We start from the raw sequence: 22,225 nt of genomic DNA on the forward strand, positions 1-22,225 counted from the left end.
AAGGTTGGTGTTCTATATGCGGAACGTTTGCATTACGCTACCTTACATACATGCAAAAAACAGGCACAATATGTGCCTGCCCTCTATAATCGCCTTAATCTTCTTGATTACGCGAGTCTATTAGAAATGAAACCTCGCATGCCCTCCATCGGTCACGCCTTCAATCTGTTCGATATCCAGCAGTCTGCGCTTCATCTCCAGGCCTCCCCGGAACCCGGTCAGCTTGCGATTAGCCCCAATAATGCGGTGGCACGGTAGCAGAACCGGAATTGGATTGGCTCCATTTGCAGCACCAACCGCTCGCACAGCCGAAGGTCTTCCAATCGCAGCGGCAATGTCACCATAGGTCCGAATTTCACCGTAAGGCACACGCCCTAACTCTCTCCATACCTCCTGCTGGAAGTTCGTTCCGATCAAGTCCAGTGGGATCGCTTCTGTATAAGTCATGGGCTCTCCTGCAAAATAGGACTGCAACCAGTTCATCATACCTGTTTGTTTCAGAGCATCCTCGTTCTCTTCCAGTTCCACGCCAGGTGCAACTTTTTGTATCCAGCCGTTCCAATCTTCCAATGTTTCGTTGGGCATAACCACTCGGCACAATCCCTGTTCCGTAGCGAGCAGCACCCATGGACGACCGTCCAACTGCATCGTGGTGTACATCAACTTATTTCTCATTCGTTTATCGCCCTCTCCCCGGTGGAATGCTTCAAGTTAGGACTAAGAGGTAACCTGCCTCTTCACCTTACGTTTCATACTGCGGATGATCTGCTTGCTCTCCGGATCAACGCGATAAGATTCCGTGATTTTCTGAAGTGCCTTATTATACGTAAAATCGTCCAAGGTATTATCCTTTAGATAACGCATAGTCACCTCAGGTTGTTTCACATAAGCCATTGAGATGGCCCAAGCAACTGCCATTTTCACATAATACGCCTCGTGTCTAATCTGATCCAATGCGGATAGAACCTGATCGATATATCGCTCATTCAGATAAAAATTCAACAGCATTACCACACCAAACCGGATTTCATATTCCTGATCTGATCTTAGATACGGCTGCAAGAACGCCCACATGGGCTCCGAATGGACCTTCGTATATTTCAGTCCCGCACAGAAGCTGTCACACACCGACCAGTTGTCAATCTTCGGTACAAATGTTTCAATAGCCTTTAACAGTTCGTCCAGATCAGCCTGTACATGTCCAATGACCATTGCTTGCAACATCACTTCTTCAAAATATTCATCCTCTGCCGTTTCCAGATACGTGCGCCAGTCCCCGGCGGCAAGCTGCTTGGCAATTTTTCGTAAGGCTGGCAACCTTACACCAAGTACATTCGTGATGTTGGGAATAAGTGCAGCCGAGAATTTCTGATACTCCGGCTCAACCATGCTGAGCAATTGTGTTCTGATATCTACTTCCACTAGCGCATGTCCTCCTCGTCTGTTGCTGTACAACAAGTATATCCTTGCAGCGAATGTTTGTAAGCCCATATCGAATGTTTGAGCAAGATTACAATATCATTTTGGGTATTCTCTTTTTCTCCATTTGTTTAACCGCCAACCTATTTCGTTTAAAAATATGAAGCTGACCGAATAGAAAGGAGTGTCGATATGAACGGACCTCATACCAAGAAAGATTTCTCCGTGGAGGAGATCACCGAACAACTCGTGCAACATGTACAATCCCAGAACCTTCCCGATTTCTATAAATTGGTGAAAGAACTGCATCCCTACGACCTCTCACTTGTATATAAAAAGTTCCCTGAAGAAGAAACCAATCGGTTTCTGCTCCTGTTCAAACCCGATGCTCTGGCGGATCTCGCCGAGACCTTGAAGCTGCACGAACAGATTCAACTGTTTGAACGACTTGGGCCGGAACGAACACTTGAAGTCATGCAGCAGATGGACAAAAGTGATCTGATTCGGTTCATGCACGATTTACCCGCCAAACGCAGAGAAGAATTGCTGTCCAACATGAATCTGGATCACTCTGCCATTATCCGATCCGTGCTTAATTACCCGCCGGAGACGGCAGGACGCATCATGACAGATCGGTACCGGACCCTGCTCTCCCACGAGACAGCAAAGGAAGCCCTACGGCAATCGCAAGGCACCATGCATATCTCCCCCTCCAGTTACCTCTATGTGACCGATGATGAAGGCAAACTGGTCGGTGTTGTGAGTTATCGATCTCTTGCCTTGGCTGACGATAAGACCCAGGTTGAAGAACTGATGACCCGGCGGGTGATCCATGCAACGGTAGATATGGACCAGGAAGAAGCAGCACAGCTTCTACAGCGTTATGAGTTTATTGCACTTCCGGTGGTGGATGAAAATCACAGGTTATGCGGTATCATTCAGATGGATGATGTCATCGATATTATTATGGATGAAGCCAGTGAAGATTTGGCCAAGATGGGGGGCGGCAGCAAGGATATCGACTTTGATACCAAACCACTTGTGGCCGTCACACGCAGGCTTCCCTGGCTCATATTGCTTCTCTTGATTGGATTAATCTCGGGAAGTATCGTGGATTTTTTCGAGGATACATTGAATCAGGTTGTAGCACTGGCATTTTTCATGCCGATGATTGCAGGTATGACAGGTAACACAGGAACGCAGTCTCTGGCTGTTGTGGTACGCGGACTGATCGGACGCAAACTCGACAAAGCCACCGTACTCGCACTGATTGGTCGGGAGATCAAGGTAGGCATAATGATTGGCTTGGTATGTGGATTGCTGATTACTGTCATCGCTTATTTCTGGCAAGGGGACTGGCTGCTGGGCGCCATTATAGGGGTATCTCTGTTCCTCACTCTTGTCATTGGTACACTGACCGGTACATGCATCCCGCTTCTGCTTAGTCGTTTCAAAGTCGACCCGGCTGTTGCCTCTGGCCCGTTAATCACCACATTGAATGATATCTTGTCCCTGTTTATCTATTTTGGCATCGCCACACGTTTCCTCGATGCCTTGATGTAAATAAGTTGGGCATACAGCAAAACAGACCTGATCCTGAGATCAAGGTCTGTTTTTTCATTTTATCCAGTGTTACGCTGATCTTTTATTTTTATTATAGATATCAAACGCTACAGCGAGCAGTAGTACCAATCCCTTAATTCCCTGCTGCCAGTCAATACCGAGACCAATCAGGGACATCCCGTTATTCAGCACACCCATAACCAAACCACCGATGATGGCACCAAATACCGTACCTATGCCCCCTGAAGCGGAAGCACCACCGATGAAGCAGGCCGCAATGGCATCCAGCTCGAAGTTGGTACCCGCTCTTGGCGTAGCTGCATTCAGACGTGCGGCGAAGATCAACCCGGATACCGCGGCAAGTGTACCCATGTTTACGAAAACCCAGAAGGTTACCTTTTTTGTTTTGACCCCAGACAGACCTGCGGCCTTCTCATTACCTCCAAGCGCATACACATGCCGTCCCATGACAGTACGATTCATAACGAAGGAGTACACAACGATCAGGACAAACAGCAGGACCAGGATATTCGGAATACCTGCATAACTTGCGAGTACAAACGTAAACAGATTTGTCACAACAGCCACCACAATCAACTTGAGCAAAAACAGTCCCTGTGACACGACTTCAAATCCATATTTTCGCTGGGAACGGCGTTCCCGCAGTTCATTGACAATGTACCAAACGGTGAGCACAAGACCCACAATGATAGATACCAGACCAAAACCTGAGAATTGAATGTCCGCCAGGAAGCCAGAGCTTATTTTCTGGAAACCACCCGGGAAAGGAGAGATCGATTGCCCCTCCAGCACGATCATCGTCAAGCCGCGGAACAGTAACATCCCTGCCAGCGTCACGATAAATGCCGGAATCCGCACATAGGCGATCCAGAAGCCTTGCCATGCACCGATCAAAGCTCCAACCAGCAAGGAAGCGATGACTGCAAGCCAAGCCGGAAGCTGCCAATCAACCATCATAATCGCAGCAACGGCACCAACAAAGGCTGCAATGGAACCAACAGACAGGTCAATATGCCCGGTAATGATGACCAGCACCATTCCGATCGCCAGCACCAAAATGTAACTGTTCTGCAAAATCAAATTTGTAATATTAATCGGCTTGAGCAACAGCCCGCCTGTAAGTACCTCGAACAAAAGCATAATCACAACCAAGGCAATAATCATGCCGTATTGACGGATATTATTTTTGAACAGTTTTGTTATCATTTCCATGCTTGCCGCCTCCAGACTTGGTCATATATCTCATCAACGTTTCCTGCGATGCTTGCTCCCGGCTGACTTCACCGGTGATTCGTCCGGCATTCATCACATAGATCCGGTCACACAGGCCAAGAACCTCCGGAAGCTCGGATGAGATTACCAGTACACCCTTGCCTTCAGCAGCAAGCCGATGAATGATCGTATAGATTTCGAATTTTGCTCCCACATCAATACCGCGGGTAGGTTCATCCAGGATAAGAATATCTGGTCCGGCAAAAATCCATTTGCTGAGCACCACTTTTTGCTGGTTGCCTCCACTCAGATTACCGGTCTTCTGCAAAATACTTGGTGCTTTGATGTTCATGCTTTTCTTCATCTTTTCTGCTACCAGTACTTCTTCACGCTCGTTCACTACTGCGTTTCGCGTCAGCTTGCTCAGACCCGTCAAGGAAATATTGCGCTTGATGTCATCCATCAGAATGAGTCCGTATTCCTTGCGGTCTTCTGTCACATAAGCAAAACCGTTCTGAATAGCCTCTGTGACAGTATTGTTGTGGATCGGTTTACCATTCTTAATGAGTTGACCCGAAATATTCCGGCCATAGGATTTGCCAAAGATACTCATGGCAAGCTCGGTACGCCCAGCGCCCATCAGCCCGGCAATACCTACAATCTCACCACGTCTGATATTCATATGGATCTGATCCAGTACTTTCCGCTCGGCATGATGTTCGTGATATACCGTCCAGTCCTTTACCTCAAGGATAACTTCACCTATGGTGGCATGACGCTCCGGATAACGGCTGGTGAGATCACGTCCTACCATTCCGCTAATAATCCGGTCCTCCGTCACTTTTTCCTTCTTCATATCCAACGTCTCAATCGTCTTGCCATCCCGTAAAATGGTCACGGAATCGGATACCTTGGATACCTCATTCAGCTTGTGTGAGATCAGGATACAGGCGATGCCCTGTTTCTTGAATTCCAGCATCAATTGCAGCAGGTTTTCACTGTCGTCCTCGTTCAACGCAGCGGTTGGCTCATCCAGAATAAGCAGCCGCACCTTTTTGGAGAGCGCTTTCGCAATTTCGACCAGTTGCTGCTTGCCTACCCCGATGCTGGATACCAGCGTGTTTGGATTTTCGCTCAGTCCCACCTTCGAGAGCAGTTCCCGTGTACCTACAAAAGTTTCCTTCCAGTTGACAATTCCTCTGCTGGCACGCTCATTGCCCAGATATATATTTTCCGCGATTGAAAGGTAGGGAATCAGGGCCAACTCCTGATGGATAATGACGATTCCCAGATCCTCGCTCTGCTTAATATCCTTGAACTCACAATTTTTGCCCTGAAATAAAATGCCACCTTCATACGTGCCATGTGGATATACACCACTCAACACCTTCATCAACGTAGATTTACCTGCGCCATTTTCACCACATATGGAATGAATTTCGCCTTCACGGACTTTCAGATTGACATTTTCCAGCGCTTTGACGCCAGGAAAGGTTTTGGTGATGTTTTTCATTTCCAGAATGATTCCGGCCATGGGATGTGCTCCTTTCATTTATTATTTCAGTCCGATTTCTTCCTTCGTGTAATACTGTGTACCAACGATATCCTGCTCCACATTTGTACGGTCCACTGAGATCGGATCCAAGAGATACGCCGGAACAACCTCAATTCCGTTGTTATATGATGTTGTATCATTAACTTCCGCCTGTTTTCCTTGCAAAATACTATTGGCCATCTCTACCGTCTTCTCCGCTAGCTTCCGTGTATCCTTGAACACCGTCTGCGTCTGTTCCCCGGCCACAATGGACTTGATTGAGGCAAGTTCTGCATCCTGTCCTGTAATAACGGGTAGCGGCTTGTTCGAAGTACCGTAACCAATCCCTTTCAAGGATGAAATGATACCAATACTGATTCCATCATAAGGAGATAATACTGCATCCAGATTATCACCCGAGTAATACGCACTCAGCAGGTTATCCATCCGTGACTGGGCCAGTGCCCCGTCCCAGCGCAAGGTCGCAATCTGGGCCATCGTCATCTGCTTGCTGCGTACCACCAGTTTGCCGGAATCGATGTACGGCTTCAGCACAGACATCGCACCGTCGAAGAAGAAATAGGCGTTATTATCATCAGGAGAGCCACCAAACAGCTCAATGTTATACGGTCCTTTTCCATCCTTGAGTCCAAGCTTTTGTTCAATGTAGGAGGCTTGAAGCACACCCACCTTAAAATTGTCGAACGTGGCGTAATAGGTTAAGTATGGCGTATTGCGAATGAGCCGATCATACGAGATCACTTGTATCCCTTCGTCATGCGCTTTCTTGATTACATCCGTTAATGTGTTGCCATCCACGGACGCGATGACCATCACATCCACACCTTTGGTGATCATGTTTTCAATCTGTGAAATCTGATTTTCGACCACATCCTCAGCATACTGAAGATCGGTTTTGTACCCCTGCTCCTGAAACAGACGGACCATGTTCTCCCCGTCTCCCACCCATCGTTCTGATGATTTGGTTGGCATCGATATACCGACATATCCCTTGTCTTTGCTGCCTGGACCACTCTCTGCCAGATTGCAGGCCGAGAGCATCAAGGTCATCACCAGAAGCCAGATGAGCATTGCTCCTTTTTTCATATGAAGTTCCCCTTTCCTCACGTCATACGGTTCTGAATGAGTTATAAGATAACGCTTACAATGCATGTAGTGCATCCTGTTGCTTGCTGTTCCTGTCTGAGACTAATGGTAGCATTCGAGATGCCGCAAGGTCTTTGCACGTTTTGAACCTTTTTTATAAAAATTCAACTTTTGATGGAAACGCTTAAAATACAAGTGTGACCCATGAGAAACCATACCAGAATCAAAAAAAGACATGCTCCACTTCGCTTCACACGAAGTAGAACATATCCATCTCATTTATCACACGTCTGAATGAACAACTGTAATGCGATATTTAATTCGCGGAAGGATGATAAGCTGTCCCCCCGTTCTTTCGATACTGCACTGGTGAAATGCCCATTGTTTTCTTAAACGCAGTGCTGAAATAATGCTGGGTATCATAACCTACACGCTCAGCTATGGTGTGGATCGGCAGTGTTGTTGAGTCCAACAGCTGTATAGCCTTGCGAATGCGAGCATGCGTGACAAGCGTGACAAAGGAATCATTCAGCTCTTTCTTCAGCACACGACTAAGATATACAGCAGATACTTGTAGACGGGAAGCGAGCGATTCCAGCGTCAGTTCCCGATCGGCATACTCTTCGTGAATAAGTTGTCTTGCCCTGCGCACCAGAGGCGACAACTGCACTTCCCCGTAAACCCGTTCACGGCAATGACGGTACGTATCGGGCGTTTCTTCCAGTGTCCCTGCATGTGTCGCCACATGAGCATGAATGGCAATATTCAGGCAAGAACTGATCTGTTGTTCCAATAGAGACTCTATTTCTTCAGGAGCTTCCTGCCACAGACACATGCCGATCAAGCCGCTTACGTCCCGAAACAGGACATGTGGCACGTCCCCCAGCAGTTCACTAATTATATTTTCCACTGCAAACAGAAACAACTGACGATCATTCTCTCTCAGTATCGTCTGACGAGCTTCAGCGGCAGGCCAGCGTACGACCCCGATCTGCACAGGTGGGACGGCGGGCAGCCGTAAAAACACAAGCTGCTCCGTCAGATCCCTTCCTTCAGCCTGCCCCTCCAGCCACTCCAGCATAAATCGCTGGCGAAGCAACGGGATATTACGTTCAATCTGATGAGCTGCCTGTTGTACATATGCCGTCCTCTGGTGCTCTTCAGTAAGTCGCTGATGCAATCGCTCAAGTGCAGCATATAATTGTTCTGCTTGCACAGGCTTCAAGATGTAATCCTCTACGCCAAGACGAACCGCCTCCTGCGCATATGCAAATTCATCATGTCCCGAGATGATCAGGTAACGACAGCCCGGGCACTTCTGCTGAAGGGCACGGATTAGTTCGATACCGTTCAGGAATGGCATATTCATATCAACGAGAACAATATCCACACCCAAGTCAGCCGCCCGTTCCAGCGCTTCCTCGCCATCTTCCGCTTCACCAACAACCTCCATCCCAAGCGTTGCCCAGTCAATGGCATCTCGAATCCCCTCACGAATGATCGGTTCATCATCAGCGATGAGCACGCGGTATTTCTTCGCCACATCGCTATCCTGCGTAATCTCCATTACCGTGGCTGAAGCGGGTGTCTCATCTGTTTCAGTGGAAGTTGTCACGGTCGACTTCATGAATTTTCCCATTCACTCTCCTGCCTCTCTTCGTTATTGATTTGCTTGGTTGGTGGGAGCTCCCGCATCAACGGATGAATGATGGTCACACTCGTTCCTTCACCTTCCTGGCTCTCCAGCACAATACCGTACTCGTCACCAAAGGACAGCCGGAGACGGGCCTGCACATTCAACATTCCATAACTTTTGCCTGTCATCCCAGGCGAAGACGCTTCCAAACTGGCCAAAGGAGCTTCGAGCAGCTGTTGCATCTCGGCAAGCCGTTCGTTGGACATTCCTGCTCCATTATCCTGAACGGTCAGCAGCAGTCTGTTATGTTCCAATCTGGCCTCCACCCGAATGTGTCCCGGCCCACGTCTGCCCTTGATTCCATGATAGATTGCATTCTCTATTAGGGGCTGAAGCAGCAGCTTTAACACAAAAAGGTTCCGCAGATCCTCTGGAATATTCAATGTATACTGAAGACGATCGCGGTATCGTGTCTGCTGAATTTGCAGATAGCTGGTCATATGCTCAATCTCGGAATGCAGCGGAATGTAATCCTGTCCTTTACTAAGCCCTATGCGAAATAATCGAGATAACGCGCCTACCATGCCGGATACATCTTCTGCACCCTCTTTGCGTGCCATCCAATGAATCGTATCCAGGGTATTGTACAAAAAGTGTGGTTTGATATGCTCCTGCAAACTTCGCATCTCAGCGTCACGCTTCTGCCGCTCCCGCAATTCATTAAGTGATATCAGTTCTCGAATCTGTGCCAGCATTCGGTTATAACTGTTGCCAAGCATGCCAATCTCGTCAGCGCGATCACTCCAGCGGCCTGGTCTGAGATTGCCGGTCTCCGCCCTGCGCATGTAGGACATGAGCCGAAAAATGGGCTGAGCAATGGAACGGGAGAACCATAAAGAGGCGCTCAGGCCAAACAAACACACCACAAATACAAAGCTAACCACGTAAAACTGGATTTGGCGTACTTCGGATATCGAGTCTCTTGTGGGAAATACCCCTACCGTTCTCCAACCCGTAAAGGTAGACGACTGATACATGAATAATAACGTTCCACCTTCTGTATCGGCGGTAAATGTTCCACTCTCACCGGAGGGGAACCAGTCTGTGGGAATGTGTTCTATTAGCGGGTGCTCCGGCTTGTATACACTTTGACCTTCTGCATCCGTCACCATCACATAACCGGATTTCCCCAAGGTTACATTACGGGCAGCCTGAGAGACGGACCTTAGTTTAAGATCAATCATAATAACGCCCCGCACACGTCCTGACGCTTCATCCGTTATGGAGCGTGCAACCGATACAATCTCATCATCCTTGTACCGTACATGTGTCGTGAGATTACGGTCTTTCGGCTGACCCAATACCATGAAGATGCCCGGATTGGCCGAAGCTTTTTGGTACCAATTTTCCTGGATCAGGCTCTGTTCCGCTCGGGGATACATCTCGTTGCTAATATAGTCACCACTTGCATTGACGAGAACGATCCCGGCGATTTCAGGATACAATGTTGTGAACCCCTGCAAGGTTTGTTTGATGCCATATAACCGATTTTGCTGTGTTTCGGTAATTGTGTCCATGTCCATCGATTCGATGCCTGCATCATCATTCGGTGGCATTTTGTCGTTCATAAAACCATCAATATCCGGGTCAAATGCAATCAGATAGGTCATATTTTGCAAATTCTCCATTTTGCTGTTCAGAGCTTCATTCACTTTGCCAATCAGTTGCATGGTATGCCCTTCAACCTGTCGCTCAACTACCCGCTCCACCGTCCAGTTCACAAGCAACCCAAGTCCTACGGAAGGTACAATGGCGAATAGCAGAAAAAGCAGCATCAGCTGGTAGCGAAGGGGCATATTACGCAAGCGTAAACGCCGAATCCCGTTCCTGAAAGTTGAGAGAATCGCTCTCCTGCTCCAATGCCCTGGACTCTTAAAATCCTCCTTGTTATTTGGCATAGTAATCATCCACATCCGAGCGTGTCACCACAGAGATGCCTGTGTCCACCATCACGGGAAGCGGTGCATTTTCACCGGATGAAGATGGGGCAGGAACCGTTAACTGGTGATGTAGATGGAACAGATATTGGAGTGACCAATATCCCATATTCCAGGTTCCCTGTGCAATTGTAGCTGAGATCGTACCGTTCTTGATCATATCCAATGTAGCCTTATTTGTATCAAACGAAATAATCTGCAACGGATGTCTGTCCCCGGCAGTTTGAACGGCTTCCCCCGCTCCTGCCCCTCCGGTAGCTTCAGTCACAAAAATACCCGCCAGCTCGGGATGTTCCTTCATCATTCTCTGTGTTTCGTCTCTGGATACCATCGCATCGCCGTGTCCGTCTGCAACTTCAACAATCTGCATGGAAGGGTATCTCTCCTTGATCGTATCGCGGAAGCCCTTCGTGCGCTCTTCATGATTTTGTTGTCCGGGCAAGGTTAATACCGCGACCTCTCCCTCACGACCCAGCAGTTCAGCCATTTTATCGGCAGCCATTACACCCGACTTGTAATTATCTGTCCCAAGAAAAGAATAGGCCTGGCTATCGGGTGCATCCGCGTCAAATAATACAACAGGGATATCTGCGTCGATTGCCTTGTTAATCGCTGGAACTAACGATTGAGGATCGATTGCAGATATAGCAATGCCTGCGGGTTTACGAGCGATAGCCTGCTCGATTACCATGGTCTGCTCCTTCGCATCATACCGGGTAGCCCCGCGATATTCTACGGTCACGCCAAGCGCATCCGCGGCATCCTCGAAGCCTTTGAGCGGGCTCTTCCAATACTCCAGCCCGGACTGGAATGTAATCATGATATACGTCTCTCCGATATCACCGCGCAGCCCCCGGTCCTCCCAAGAACTGTTTACCTGACTGGTGTATTCGAATCTCAACACATACAACGCAAATGCTGAGATTAGCAAAATGTAAACAAGCAACATTTTTTTCATTCCGTTCACTTCCTCAAGTTGTCTGATCACCTTGTACTTCGTTTAAATTGTAAACGCAATCATTCAAAAAGAAAACTCCCCCTTATCTTTTAAAAGGAAGCTCCTGTTGCTAACGGTGTACCTGCTGCAATAATGTACTATATGGTTTCTCCCTCTAGACGTATGATCATGGAACTAAACTACAACCTGAGGAGAGCATCATCACTATGAATCTTGCATCTTTTTTAATCTACTGCATCGTCGTTACATTCACCCCCGGCCCCAGCAATATCGTAATTCTTTCTTCCGTACAACATGTTGGGGCACGTCAAACGATGCAATATGTGTGGGGAGCTACGCTGGCATTTGGTCTGCTGCTTACCGCTTCAGCTTTTCTTAATCAGCTTCTTGCGGGAGTGTTGCCCGGAATTCTGAAGGTGATGCAGATTGTCGGCGGCCTGTACATGGTGTATCTGGCGTACCAGATCTACAAGATGGGTACCACGGAGGATGCACCAAAACAAGTTACCGGATTTTGGAACGGTTTCATCATGCAATTTGTGAATCCAAAGGTAGTCTTGTTTACTTTCACTGTCATTCCAAGTTATGTATTGCCCTTTTATCAAAGTTCATTTTCTTCGTTCCTGTTCGTGGTGTTAATTACCTTCATTGGATTCCTGGCCTATTCCAGTTGGGTTGTTTTTGGCACGGTTTTCAAAACGTTGCTGAATCGCCACCAGAAAATACTAAGTATTCTCATGGCCCTTTTTTTGTTATACTCAGCCATTATAGTATCCGGATTAATCTAAAGCTTGGGAGGTGTGCTGCATGGAACGATTTAACTATAAAAAGTCGCAAGACGTGCTGGCACTATCCGCCAGCTTTACTGATTTTGCATACAAAAAACATTGCCATGAAGAGTATGCGGTTGGCGTAACCCTGCGTGGCATTCAACAATACAACCTGGACGGACAATATCAGGCGTCTCACCAAAATGGTGTCATGTTGTTCAACCGTGAACAGTCCCATGATGGAAGTTCCTATGATAAGGCTGGCATTGACTATGTGATGCTGTATTTGAAGCCGGAATTGGTAGAGGAGATTATAGGCAAAAAGGAATTGCGTTTTGGAAGTCCCATCGTCTATGATCCCGAGCTTGCCCGTAAGATCCTGATGCTGAACGACGCCGTTCAACTCAGACAGGACGAAGCCGAGTGCAGCGAACGGGTCTTCGATCTGGTTCACCTTCTGGCTCAGAAGGAAATGGACACCAAGCTCTGGTTGCCTCAGGACAGTCTGGTTCGAAAAGCCAAGGAAATCATGTTTTGCAGCACCGAAGATGTGCTCAAGCTGGACAACCTAAGTTCCGAATTTGGCATGTCCAAGTTTCAATTTATCCGTGAATTCAAGGCACATGCAGGTATATCCCCCTACCAGTTTTTCTTAAACTGCAAGGTGGAGCGTGCCCGTCAATCCATCGAAAAGCAGAAGGACGTATATACTGCTGTTGCCGATTGCGGATTTGTTGATCTGACCCATCTGAATCGTCATTTCAAACGGGTATTTGGTGTCACAGCTTATGAATACATGTTGCAGTTAAACTATAAAAGATGAACTAAAGAATATACACTGGCCACTCCGATGACAGAATAACCTTCTGATCGCTGTTATCCCCAGATTTTTTTGATCCCTTTTTATAAAGGGAAAATCCGGGGATAGCGTATGCTTCCGATGTAGCTTTCTTTCAGAAAGCTTTTAGGCGAACGCTACGCTTCTTCTGGTTCTTTCTGTCCTCTCCGTTTTGTGTAAATGTTTAGTTTAATTTATATAGTTTCATCGGATCGATAGTTCCAGCTCCAATTGGATACAATTTTGACGCCACTCCTGAAAATCCCCGTATGGAACGCGGATGTACCTCAACGTTCTTACGGGGATTGGCTTCTTTTTTCGTTGGGCACTCAGATTCTTTTCTTTCGTCTCCATATCCACACGACTGCCAACGCTGCCAATAAAATGACTCCACCATATAATATGAGTTGGATATATTCACTTCTCCCATCGGTGGTTTCTCCAAAATCTTCTTTACTTACAAGCTTGCCCGCACCCAGCAATTTCAGATCGTCTCCGGCTTGTTCAATTGGAACATTGCGACTGCACAGATTCGTATGAAGCTTATGATCCACTTCATATTGATAAGCATAGATCAGGTAGGATTGATTCTTTTCAAATTGAATGCCACAGGACTCAGAACCACCGTCACTCGCGAGAATTTTCATCTTTTTGGCATTAACCCCCTTCCATGCAGTATCTACATCAAAGGTATACTCTCTTAAGATGCCATCATGCTTCGACTGTTGAGAACGTCCCTTCTTCACCACTTCTCCTGTAAATACAGTTGTGTTTGTCTTCAATCTCTCTTGAACATTACTCTCGACACAACTGCAAGCATACACTTTCTCTCCGGGAAATAGAGCTAACCCAGACGTAACCAACAGTAAGACCAACATGCACATCACCAACCGTCGTTTCATTCCGCCCACTCCCCTATTAGATTCTCTGCTCAAACAACCGTGTTAAGGTTACATATTTTTATTGCTGCAATAATTATTGTAAAATTATAGCACAATACCAATATGGCTATGATCGCATTCGCAGACACAATCTACAAAATCAAACATCGCGGAGGAACTGAACATTTGATGCAAAACTGGAAAAGAAACGTCTCATTCCCGTTGCTCGTTGCAGCGTTATGCATGATCGCTTTTGTAAGCATCGCCCTGTCCATCAGCGACAACCAGATTCATCGATTTGATGATACCTTAATCGGATGGATTCAGGGGTTGGAATCCCCTGGTATGACACAATTCATGCACCTTTTCACCTGGATCGGCAGCGAAATGCCAGTGGTCTTCATTACCATCATCGCCATGATTGTGTTATACATTTTCCTGCGACACAAACGCGAACTGCTCTTCCTGGCTTGTGTGATCGCAGGTTCAACCCTGTTAAATGCATTGCTCAAGCTGGTATTCCAGCGTGCCAGACCTACCATTAACCGAATCATTGAAGTGAGCGGTTATAGCTTCCCCAGTGGGCATTCTATGGCAGCATTTAGCCTGTATGGTGGACTGGCCTTTCTAATCTGGAAACATGTACCCACCGTCACTGGACGTGTACTGATGATTATTGCCAGCGCCGTATTTATACTGACCATTGGGATAAGTCGTATCTACTTGGGGGTACATTATCCAAGTGATATTGTCGGCGGATACTTCTTAAGTGGTTGCTGGCTCTCCACATGCATATGGTTTTATCGGCGGCATTTGGAACGCATGTCCCAACTGCAAAGCAGAAGACTGGCCTAGGCGGCCCGCTGTTGTACTACACAAAGAAATACCCGGCTTTCCTTAACTGAAGGATAGCCGGGTATTTCTATATTCATTATAGTAGTCCTGAACTCGTTCAGATACATGAATCCGCTTGTCCCATTTAAGCGAACAGACGGATCTGTTTTTTTTTACACCAAATTATAACTCTTCACCATTGGATTCGATAACTTTTTTGTACCAGTGGAAACTCTTCTTCGGTGTTCTGCTCAAGTCTCCGTTACCGTCGTTGTCTTTATTGACATGAATGAAGCCATAACGCTTCTTCATCTCTCCAGTGGATGCACTAACCAGGTCGATACATCCCCACATGGTGTAGGCAATCAGATCTACGCCGTCAGCTACCGCTTCTTTCATCTGCTCAATGTGACCTTTCAAATAATCAATGCGATAGTCATCTTGAATGGTGCCATCTTCCTCTACCACATCAACAGCGCCCAGACCGTTCTCAACCACCATCAGTGGAATCTGATAACGATCATACAGATGATTCAGCGTGTAACGCAGTCCTTTTGGATCAATCTGCCAACCCCAGTCGGAGGCTTCGAGATATGGATTTTTGATACCGCCAAGCAGATTACCTTCTGCTCTCTCGAGGGACTCGTCTGCACTTTCAACCAAAGACATGTAATAACTGAAGGAGTAGAAGTCTACGCAGCCGTCACGCAGGGTCTGTTCATCATCTGGTTGCATCTCGATCTGGATGCCTTCTTCGGCGAAGAAACGTTTGGCGAATCCAGGATACGCTCCACGAACCTGAACATCACCGCAGATCATGTTGGAGATTTGGTCTTTCTTCTGTGCGAGCAACATGTCGTCCGGGTTACATGTGTTTGGATAGGTTGTCATGAAAGCGACCATACAGCCGATCTGAAAATCAGGGTTGATTTCATGTCCCAGCTTCACCGCTTTGGCACTGGCAATGAATTGATGATGTAATGCCTGGAAACGAGTCTGTGGATCATCCACTCCGTCGACCAGTGTCTCTTTACCTTCAAACAGAATACCTGCAGCCATATAAGCACCCATCGGCATCGTCAGACAGTTGATTTCGTTGAACGTTAGCCAGTATTTGACCTGATCCTTGTATCGATTAAAGAGGGTTGTACAATAGCGGATATAACAGTCGATGACTTCACGGGAAGCCCAGCCATTATACTTCTGTGTCAGACCAAATGGCGTTTCATAATGGGAGATTGTTACGAGCGGCTCAATATTGTATTTTTTCAACTCGGCAAAGACGTTATCGTAGAACTGCAATCCCTCTTCGTTTGGCTCCAGATCGTAACCGTTCGGATAGATCCGGGACCAGTTGATGGACATGCGGAACATTTTGAAGCCCATCTCTGCCATCATGGCAATATCTTCTTTGTAATGTCCGTAAAAATCAACCGCTTCATGGCTCGGATAATACGTGCCCTCTTCCAATACAGGCGTAATCCGGCGTGGAATCGTGTGAGTTCCCCCTGTCATCATGTCCGACGTGCTTGGCCCTTTGCCACCCTGGTTCCATCCACCCTCGAATTGATTGGCAGCCGTTGCGCCACCCCAGTAAAATCCTTCTTTCATTGTCATGACCAGTTCCTCCTTCATATTTAACTCATTTCGATATAAAGTGCTTGATATTATGCGAGTAGCCGTTCCGGTCACGAATCGTTCTTCTGATCGCTGTTATCCTCGGATTTCTTTTATTCCCATTTCTAAATGGAAAAATCCCATGATAAATGCGAACACTTCGTTTCTTCAGAATCGATATCGTCCCCTTCACTACTTCGCAATAAATGAAGAACAAATTATAAGACTGAGTCAAAATGTCTTGGTAAGACTTTTACACCAGTGTACCACCCATACCCTGACACCTATTGTCATGGTATAATAAGAGCATGGAAAATAACCGACTATTTCGAATGTTGCTTTTGTTATTGGAGAAAAAGAAAGCCACCGCACCCGAACTCGCCCGTATGTTCGAGATTTCTGTACGCACGGTGTATCGTGATATCGATCGGTTGAGTGCTGCGGGCATTCCCGTCTATACAACGACCGGCAAGCATGGCGGTATCCATCTGATGGACAACTATGTCATGGACAAGTCCCTGTTGTCAGAAGAAGACCAGAATGAAATTTTGATGGGACTATACAGCATCAGTGCGATCCCCCATCTTAACAGTGCCCATATGCTCCAACGGTTAACCGCCCTTTTTGATCACAAGCTGGATTGGATCGAATTCAATTTCTCACCATGGGGCAGCATCCCTCTGCAGGAGAGAGAACTGTTCAATCAGGTGAAGCAGGCTATATTAACGAATCAACTGATTACGTTTCATTATGTTAATTCGGATGGTGAGAAGAGCATTCCGACCGTGGAGCCACAGAAACTTATATTCAAAAACAGTACATGGTACTTCAAAGGCTATATTCATGATGATCCTGAGCGGAAAGAATTCGAGACATTCAAAATGAAACGGATCACCCAATTGAGTTTTCTAACGAGAAAACACGATCACTCTGTTACTGCCGGATCAAACGACCCTGAATCAGAAGCAGCTCCTGTCCTGACTCCTCTTACACTCTCGTTCTCCAGCAATATTGCATACCGAGTGTATGATTTTTTCGAACCCTCCCTCATTAAAAAAGAGCCTGATGGCAGGCTCCGTGTTTCTCTCGAACTGAATGTAGGGGAATGGCTCTACTCCTTCCTGCTGTCATTTGGTTCCGAGCTGACCGTAATTGAGCCTGTTCATGTTGGACAGGAATTGCTCAGACGTCATATCAAAGCCGTTGAACATTTGCAGAACGTCATGAACAAACTTCCCAACCATGAATGATATAATATAGGCCTATACAACTTTTGATCACAGCTGACTCTCCGTCATCCATCTGACCGAAGGAGGTTTATTCATGCAAGACATTAGACGCAACAATGTGGAACGTTTCAAAGGTTTTGGTACGTTATACGATCAGAACCGACCAGCTGCTCCCACTGAAGTGGTGGATATTCTAACGACATATCTTGGCAGCACACCGCGTATGGTCGCAGATATTGGTTGTGGCACCGGCTTATCCTCGTGGATCTGGCTTAATGAAGCTGAACGTATCATCGGCTTTGAACCCAGCGATGACATGAGGTCTGTAGCTGAATCCAAGTGGGAATCTGCCGGGAAGCCGGATAACCTGCGGTTTGTGTCCGGCTTGTCTCACGACCTTGGACTACCAGATGGCAGTGTGGATGTGCTGACCTGCTCGCAATCGTTTCACTGGATGGAGCCGCAACCCACACTACGCGAGTTTGCACGTGTACTTCGTACAGGGGGCATATTTGCAGCCTACGATTGTGACTGGCCGCCAATGTTAGACTGGCAGTTAGAACAAGCCTATCTGCAGCTGAATAAGGAAGCAGATCAACGAGCAGCCAGTCTGGCTCCCCAGGATAGTCAGGCACACAAATGGAGCAAGGATGGGCATTTGCAGCAGATTCAGCAGTCCGGGCTGTTCCGATATGTTCGGGAAATCGTATTTCATCACCACGAGACATTCACAGCCGATCGATATGTCAATCTCGCCCTGAGCCAAGGCGGCCTGCAAACGGCGTTGAAGCTCGGAGCGGATGATCTATTAACAGCTGCTGACGAGTTCAGAGCGCTGGCTAATCGTGTATTTGATGGAGAATCCAGAAAAGTACTCTTTTCTTATCGCATGCGCCTTGGTATTGTTTGAAAACCGTCCGTTCCTTGTATCTCTATACATACCAAATGAAAAAGGAGGTCCTACACGTCATAAACATGATCTGTAGGACCTCCTTTTGTCTACATCCTCAGGAAGAGAATAAGTCACTTAATTGTCGCTCCTGTACATTCAATGCCAACACCAATTTTGTTGGATCTTGTCTTGAATAAATGACGTTAATGATATGACCTTGCTGCACCTGGGGCAGCGCAGATGATAAAATTTCTTTTTGCGTTGTCACAATGAAGGTTTCACCGTTCGTTTTCGTTATGCTGAGTTTGAGCTGAAGCTTGATCTTATTAGTGCCTCCACTCCCAAGTGGAGTGACATCAAGGATCTTGGCCATCGCTTTTTCCCCTGTTCTTGCAATATCCATCATTTCAGGTGATACCCCTTGCTGTACCATCTTTTCATCCAGCAATTGCTGCATATCCTCCTGTGATAATTGCCCCTTCATATCAAGCCCTACCTTGCGCTCATCCTTTACGGAGACAACTAACGGAATAAAACTGCCCGGCTGAAACTGTGCCATGGAGGTCAGTGGAATGACGCTTTTCATCTCGGTATCGTATTTCTCTCGCCCTTTACGCGACACCGTCAGACCCAATCGAACCTCAGGTTGTTCATTAATATACGTCCCCGTCAGTTGTATTGTCTTAATGACTCCCACTGCTGGTAAACCTGTCCTTACTCGACCTACGCCAAAAATATTGCTCAAAATCGCAGGAACAAAGATCAGTGCAAACCCGGCAAAGATCGCCGGAGTGTACCACCATGCCTGCATAATCATAAACGGATCATTCCACAGCTGCTGTGCCAGAAATGGGGAGAACCCCACCCCGAATACAGTTAATACGCCAATGAATCTCAGAAATCCCACCATATGATCCACCCTCTCTTAATCCTTTTCTTAATATCTCTATTCAACGTTGTTATAAGCATTATCTAAATAGATTATGACGTCTTATAACCAAATACCTTCTAGCTGGACAATAGCCCCATGTAGATCAGCTCGGACGGATTTGCTGGATTCTGACCTAATCCCACCCGATCGCCTACTCGTGGAATCTGCATTTTGGACACCAGTGTCTCCAATGTCCGCTGATACTGGTTACCATTCGTTTCGGTCACATCCAATACAAGCACAACAATCGGATCAAAGTTGATCAGTTTGCCTGTATCGGTGATTGTCACCACCGTTGCTGTTGCCGTTAAAGGCAGAGAACCACTCGCAGCCAACTGTGCCTGCTTTGCCGAATCCAGACTTTGGTTGATCGCCTCCCGATGTTCCTTTGATACAAAACCTTTCATCATCATGCCAGTGAGTCCTTTATTCATCATTTTATCCGCTTTAGCAATCGCATCTTCCTGTTTGTTCTTTTTACCGAACCATCCCATATCAAACACCTCATTTGTTTTATTTGTTTTTAGAAGTTGTTCAAAAAGTCCACTTTTGATTACGAATCATGCCTAGCGGCATCATCAGCATCGAATATGAAATTCAGCCGAAATGTCCGTTGCTCACGTAGGTCTCCTACGCTCCGCTACTCCATTTCTATCTTCATTCCATCTTCTCGGTACTGAAAACCAGACTTTTTGAACACGTATTTATAGTTAAATTATAAACACCGTGACTTGTCCTTGAATACCCTTCTGGCGGCATACAAAAAAAACGAAAAATCCGGTCATTGAATGACGGAATGATCGCCTCTTTAGTAAGGAATGATGCTAATTTCACAAAAAAAGATCTACTGATCCGATCTTCATTTCACGATTGGTAGCCATATTTTGTGCCAAATCCATCGGCAATGCACAAAATCATGCCAAAAACATAACTTTAAGCTTTCCCGAACCTCCAGACGGACTAGTGGTAGCCTTAATGCAACCTGCCACTTACTCCATTAATCTCCTTTTATTTCATTGTCGTTCGGTATTAATTCATACAAGGTACGAACATCACAACCGATGGAATCGGCGATCGATATGGCAATTTTGAGTGGCATCACTCTTTTGTTTTCAATAAAGTCGTAAACTCGTTCCGGTTTAAAAAGTAAGTCTTTTGCCAACCATTCTGCTGACTTTCCGGATTCCATCAATCGTTCACTCAGTAAGCAACGTCCTAGTTCAAATTTCAAGAAGCGATGACCTCCCGCATAAGATAATATTTAACCTTAAGCGTGGTCCATTGCCAGCATGAATATACTCTTATGGATAAATCCAAGCTGATTTCCGCTCTATTTTTTGCGTAACAGATAGACAAGCTTCCGATAATACATCGCCGCTTCTTTGTATTTCCGCTGATCCTCGGATACTACGGCCATCCCCTCATATAACGGTTCAAGCCGCATGACATGCTGCGCGGATTCAAAATAAGGCAGACACGCAAGTGCACGCTCCATGAAAACTTCGCGATCTCCATGCGCAAGAGCCAGATGGCTTTGGTAGAAGGTTGCGCTCATCTGCTGGTCCTGTGTTGTGGCACATTTCAAGAGTTGATCTACACTCTGCGCGAGCACGCCCCAGTTCTTCCGTGCCAGAGCCACTTCGCATCGATACACACTGACGAGCGGCTGCATGGCGATCTGTGTTTCTTCCGTTTCCTGCTGCAATAACGATTCAAATCGTTCAATCTCCGCCTGTGCCTGATCCAGTTCACCTGTCATCGTCAGCATGACAATCCGATTGTTGGCAATCGCCGTCACCAGATCTCCCTGGTTGCCAGCATACACGAGGTTTGCCTCCGCCATGGTTAATGCCGAAAGTGCCTCCTGAACCAGCCCCATTGCGAAGCAATAACCACTATATGCCACATATAATCCAGACAACCGATGAAACATCCGCTGATCATAGACATGATGCATCGTAAGCTCAAATACCTGTTTTGCCTCTTCATACTGTTTGACCTGGATGTAGGCTTCCATCTTGATATTTTGCACAGACAACCAGAATTCACTACCAGGAAGCGCCAGCTCACTGAGCCTGGTTGCATGAGTTAATACATCCACAAAAGCCATTTTGGAACGATAATATTGTATTTTATAGAATAAAAGTGCCTTGACTAACGGACGTGGCAAATCAATATCGTCTGGACGACCGTATTTCTCCAGGTAAAAATTGAGGTAGGACGTATGTATATATTCATGAGCTGTTGCATCGTTTAATTGCTGATAATAAACCGCCTTCATCAAGGCCGTTGTCAGCTCAACGGTCAACGTGTCATCCCGATCTGCCAGTGCATGCACCGTATCTTCGGATATCGCCGACGCTGGAACAGACATTTGTTCGAAAACGACCTCTGCCCGTTCAATTGTTTCCTCGTCCTGAGCCGCAGCTTTTAGAATATAGGAAGGGGATACCCCAAGACGCCCAGCGATGGCTTCTGCCAAGTCCTCAGGTAGAGGATAACGATCCGCCAGGATATTGGCAAAGTGGGCCTGCGTGACCAGACCTTCCACAAGGTCTTTACGGGAGATTTGTTTTCTTTTGCTTAGCAGTTCAATGCGTTCCTTCAGCATGGTATCCCTGTCCTTTCTATCCTAACAAGCGAGTACATTCTATTCACATCATCGCAAAATTAGAGATATCACGCCACCCTTCCAGCGAAATCAAACGAAACGGTTTCCGTTTCCGAGGTAATTGTTTTACAATAAGAAAGTATGTGTAAGAGCATTTTATCGAAATGCTGAAACA

20 protein-coding genes are annotated in these 22,225 nt (G+C 46.6%); 6 read left to right on the forward strand and 14 right to left on the reverse strand.

Annotated elements, in window-relative coordinates; genetic code table 11:
- Positions 1–120: 120 nt before the first annotated feature.
- Entirely contained in the window at positions 121–675 is a 555-nt protein-coding gene (locus AC4E8D_RS23820; RefSeq protein WP_221824667.1) for a methylated-DNA--[protein]-cysteine S-methyltransferase, read from the reverse strand.
- 42 nt (positions 676–717) lie between these two features.
- Entirely contained in the window at positions 718–1,422 is a 705-nt protein-coding gene (locus AC4E8D_RS23825; RefSeq protein ID WP_221824669.1) for a DNA alkylation repair protein, read from the reverse strand.
- A gap of 189 nt (positions 1,423–1,611) precedes the next feature.
- Between AC4E8D_RS23825 and mgtE the strand changes: the two genes are divergently transcribed.
- A complete protein-coding gene (gene mgtE, locus AC4E8D_RS23830) occupies positions 1,612–2,982 on the forward strand; it encodes a magnesium transporter (RefSeq protein ID WP_221824670.1) in 1,371 nt (456 codons plus the stop codon).
- Positions 2,983–3,051: 69 nt separating this feature from the next.
- Here the strand turns inward: mgtE and mmsB are convergent, their stop codons facing one another.
- From mmsB to AC4E8D_RS23860, 6 genes are all read right to left on the reverse strand, one after another.
- Positions 3,052–4,215, reverse strand: a complete 1,164-nt coding sequence (gene mmsB / locus AC4E8D_RS23835; RefSeq protein ID WP_036674453.1) for a multiple monosaccharide ABC transporter permease — start codon at positions 4,213–4,215, stop codon at positions 3,052–3,054.
- Positions 4,184–5,749 (reverse strand): multiple monosaccharide ABC transporter ATP-binding protein, encoded by a 1,566-nt coding sequence (gene mmsA, locus AC4E8D_RS23840; protein ID WP_490206509.1) that lies wholly within the window; start codon positions 5,747–5,749, stop codon positions 4,184–4,186. Before mmsA ends, mmsB begins: the two co-directional genes overlap by 32 nt.
- A 21-nt stretch (positions 5,750–5,770) precedes the next feature.
- Positions 5,771–6,856, reverse strand: coding sequence for a multiple monosaccharide ABC transporter substrate-binding protein (chvE, locus tag AC4E8D_RS23845; protein WP_221824672.1), 1,086 nt, complete (start codon positions 6,854–6,856; stop codon positions 5,771–5,773).
- 316 nt (positions 6,857–7,172) lie between these two features.
- Positions 7,173–8,471 (reverse strand): response regulator, encoded by a 1,299-nt coding sequence (locus AC4E8D_RS23850; RefSeq protein ID WP_405132468.1) that lies wholly within the window; start codon positions 8,469–8,471, stop codon positions 7,173–7,175.
- 8 nt (positions 8,472–8,479) lie between these two features.
- On the reverse strand, positions 8,480–10,348 hold the full coding sequence (locus AC4E8D_RS23855; RefSeq protein WP_339178670.1) for a cache domain-containing sensor histidine kinase: 1,869 nt from the start codon (positions 10,346–10,348) through the stop codon (positions 8,480–8,482).
- Between the two features lie 91 nt (positions 10,349–10,439).
- Positions 10,440–11,447 carry a substrate-binding domain-containing protein gene (locus AC4E8D_RS23860; protein WP_124116413.1) on the reverse strand — a complete coding sequence of 336 codons (1,008 nt, stop codon included), beginning with the start codon at positions 11,445–11,447 and terminating at the stop codon, positions 10,440–10,442.
- A 206-nt stretch (positions 11,448–11,653) separates the two neighbouring features.
- Here AC4E8D_RS23860 and AC4E8D_RS23865 point away from each other — a divergent pair, with 206 nt between their 5' ends.
- Together AC4E8D_RS23865 and AC4E8D_RS23870 are read left to right on the forward strand one after the other, a co-directional pair.
- Positions 11,654–12,235 (forward strand): LysE family translocator, encoded by a 582-nt coding sequence (locus tag AC4E8D_RS23865; RefSeq protein WP_221824677.1) that lies wholly within the window; start codon positions 11,654–11,656, stop codon positions 12,233–12,235.
- 19 nt (positions 12,236–12,254) lie between these two features.
- Complete coding sequence (locus AC4E8D_RS23870; protein WP_490205320.1) at positions 12,255–13,040, forward strand: AraC family transcriptional regulator; 786 nt, start codon at positions 12,255–12,257, stop codon at positions 13,038–13,040.
- Positions 13,041–13,384: 344 nt separating this feature from the next.
- Here the strand turns inward: AC4E8D_RS23870 and AC4E8D_RS23875 are convergent, their stop codons facing one another.
- On the reverse strand, positions 13,385–13,957 hold the full coding sequence (locus AC4E8D_RS23875; protein WP_221824679.1) for a hypothetical protein: 573 nt from the start codon (positions 13,955–13,957) through the stop codon (positions 13,385–13,387).
- A 102-nt stretch (positions 13,958–14,059) separates the two neighbouring features.
- On the opposite strand from AC4E8D_RS23875, the gene AC4E8D_RS23880 reads away from it, so the two are divergent.
- On the forward strand, positions 14,060–14,791 hold the full coding sequence (locus tag AC4E8D_RS23880) for a phosphatase PAP2 family protein (protein WP_397376298.1): 732 nt from the start codon (positions 14,060–14,062) through the stop codon (positions 14,789–14,791).
- A gap of 162 nt (positions 14,792–14,953) precedes the next feature.
- Here the strand turns inward: AC4E8D_RS23880 and AC4E8D_RS23885 are convergent, their stop codons facing one another.
- Positions 14,954–16,387, reverse strand: a complete 1,434-nt coding sequence (locus tag AC4E8D_RS23885; RefSeq protein ID WP_339178678.1) for a glycoside hydrolase family 1 protein — start codon at positions 16,385–16,387, stop codon at positions 14,954–14,956.
- A 332-nt stretch (positions 16,388–16,719) separates the two neighbouring features.
- Between AC4E8D_RS23885 and AC4E8D_RS23890 the strand changes: the two genes are divergently transcribed.
- Together AC4E8D_RS23890 and AC4E8D_RS23895 are read left to right on the forward strand one after the other, a co-directional pair.
- Complete coding sequence (locus AC4E8D_RS23890; RefSeq protein ID WP_339178680.1) at positions 16,720–17,637, forward strand: helix-turn-helix transcriptional regulator; 918 nt, start codon at positions 16,720–16,722, stop codon at positions 17,635–17,637.
- Positions 17,638–17,710: 73 nt separating this feature from the next.
- Positions 17,711–18,526: a class I SAM-dependent methyltransferase gene (locus AC4E8D_RS23895; RefSeq protein WP_036674482.1), complete on the forward strand. Its 816-nt coding sequence runs from the start codon at positions 17,711–17,713 to the stop codon at positions 18,524–18,526.
- A 97-nt stretch (positions 18,527–18,623) separates the two neighbouring features.
- On the opposite strand, the gene AC4E8D_RS23900 is transcribed toward AC4E8D_RS23895, so the two are convergent.
- The 4 genes from AC4E8D_RS23900 to AC4E8D_RS23915 form a co-directional block, all read right to left on the reverse strand.
- Entirely contained in the window at positions 18,624–19,418 is a 795-nt protein-coding gene (locus AC4E8D_RS23900) for a hypothetical protein (RefSeq protein ID WP_339185444.1), read from the reverse strand.
- Between the two features lie 98 nt (positions 19,419–19,516).
- Positions 19,517–19,933 carry a hypothetical protein gene (locus AC4E8D_RS23905; RefSeq protein WP_221824681.1) on the reverse strand — a complete coding sequence of 139 codons (417 nt, stop codon included), beginning with the start codon at positions 19,931–19,933 and terminating at the stop codon, positions 19,517–19,519.
- A 503-nt stretch (positions 19,934–20,436) separates the two neighbouring features.
- The gene (locus tag AC4E8D_RS23910; protein ID WP_076329132.1) at positions 20,437–20,670 is read right to left on the reverse strand and encodes a transcriptional regulator; all 234 of its coding nucleotides are present in this window, start codon (positions 20,668–20,670) and stop codon (positions 20,437–20,439) included.
- A 99-nt stretch (positions 20,671–20,769) separates the two neighbouring features.
- Entirely contained in the window at positions 20,770–22,050 is a 1,281-nt protein-coding gene (locus AC4E8D_RS23915) for an XRE family transcriptional regulator (RefSeq protein WP_490205321.1), read from the reverse strand.
- Positions 22,051–22,225 lie beyond the last annotated feature (175 nt).

The organism is Paenibacillus sp. SRL342 (assembly GCF_984798905.1).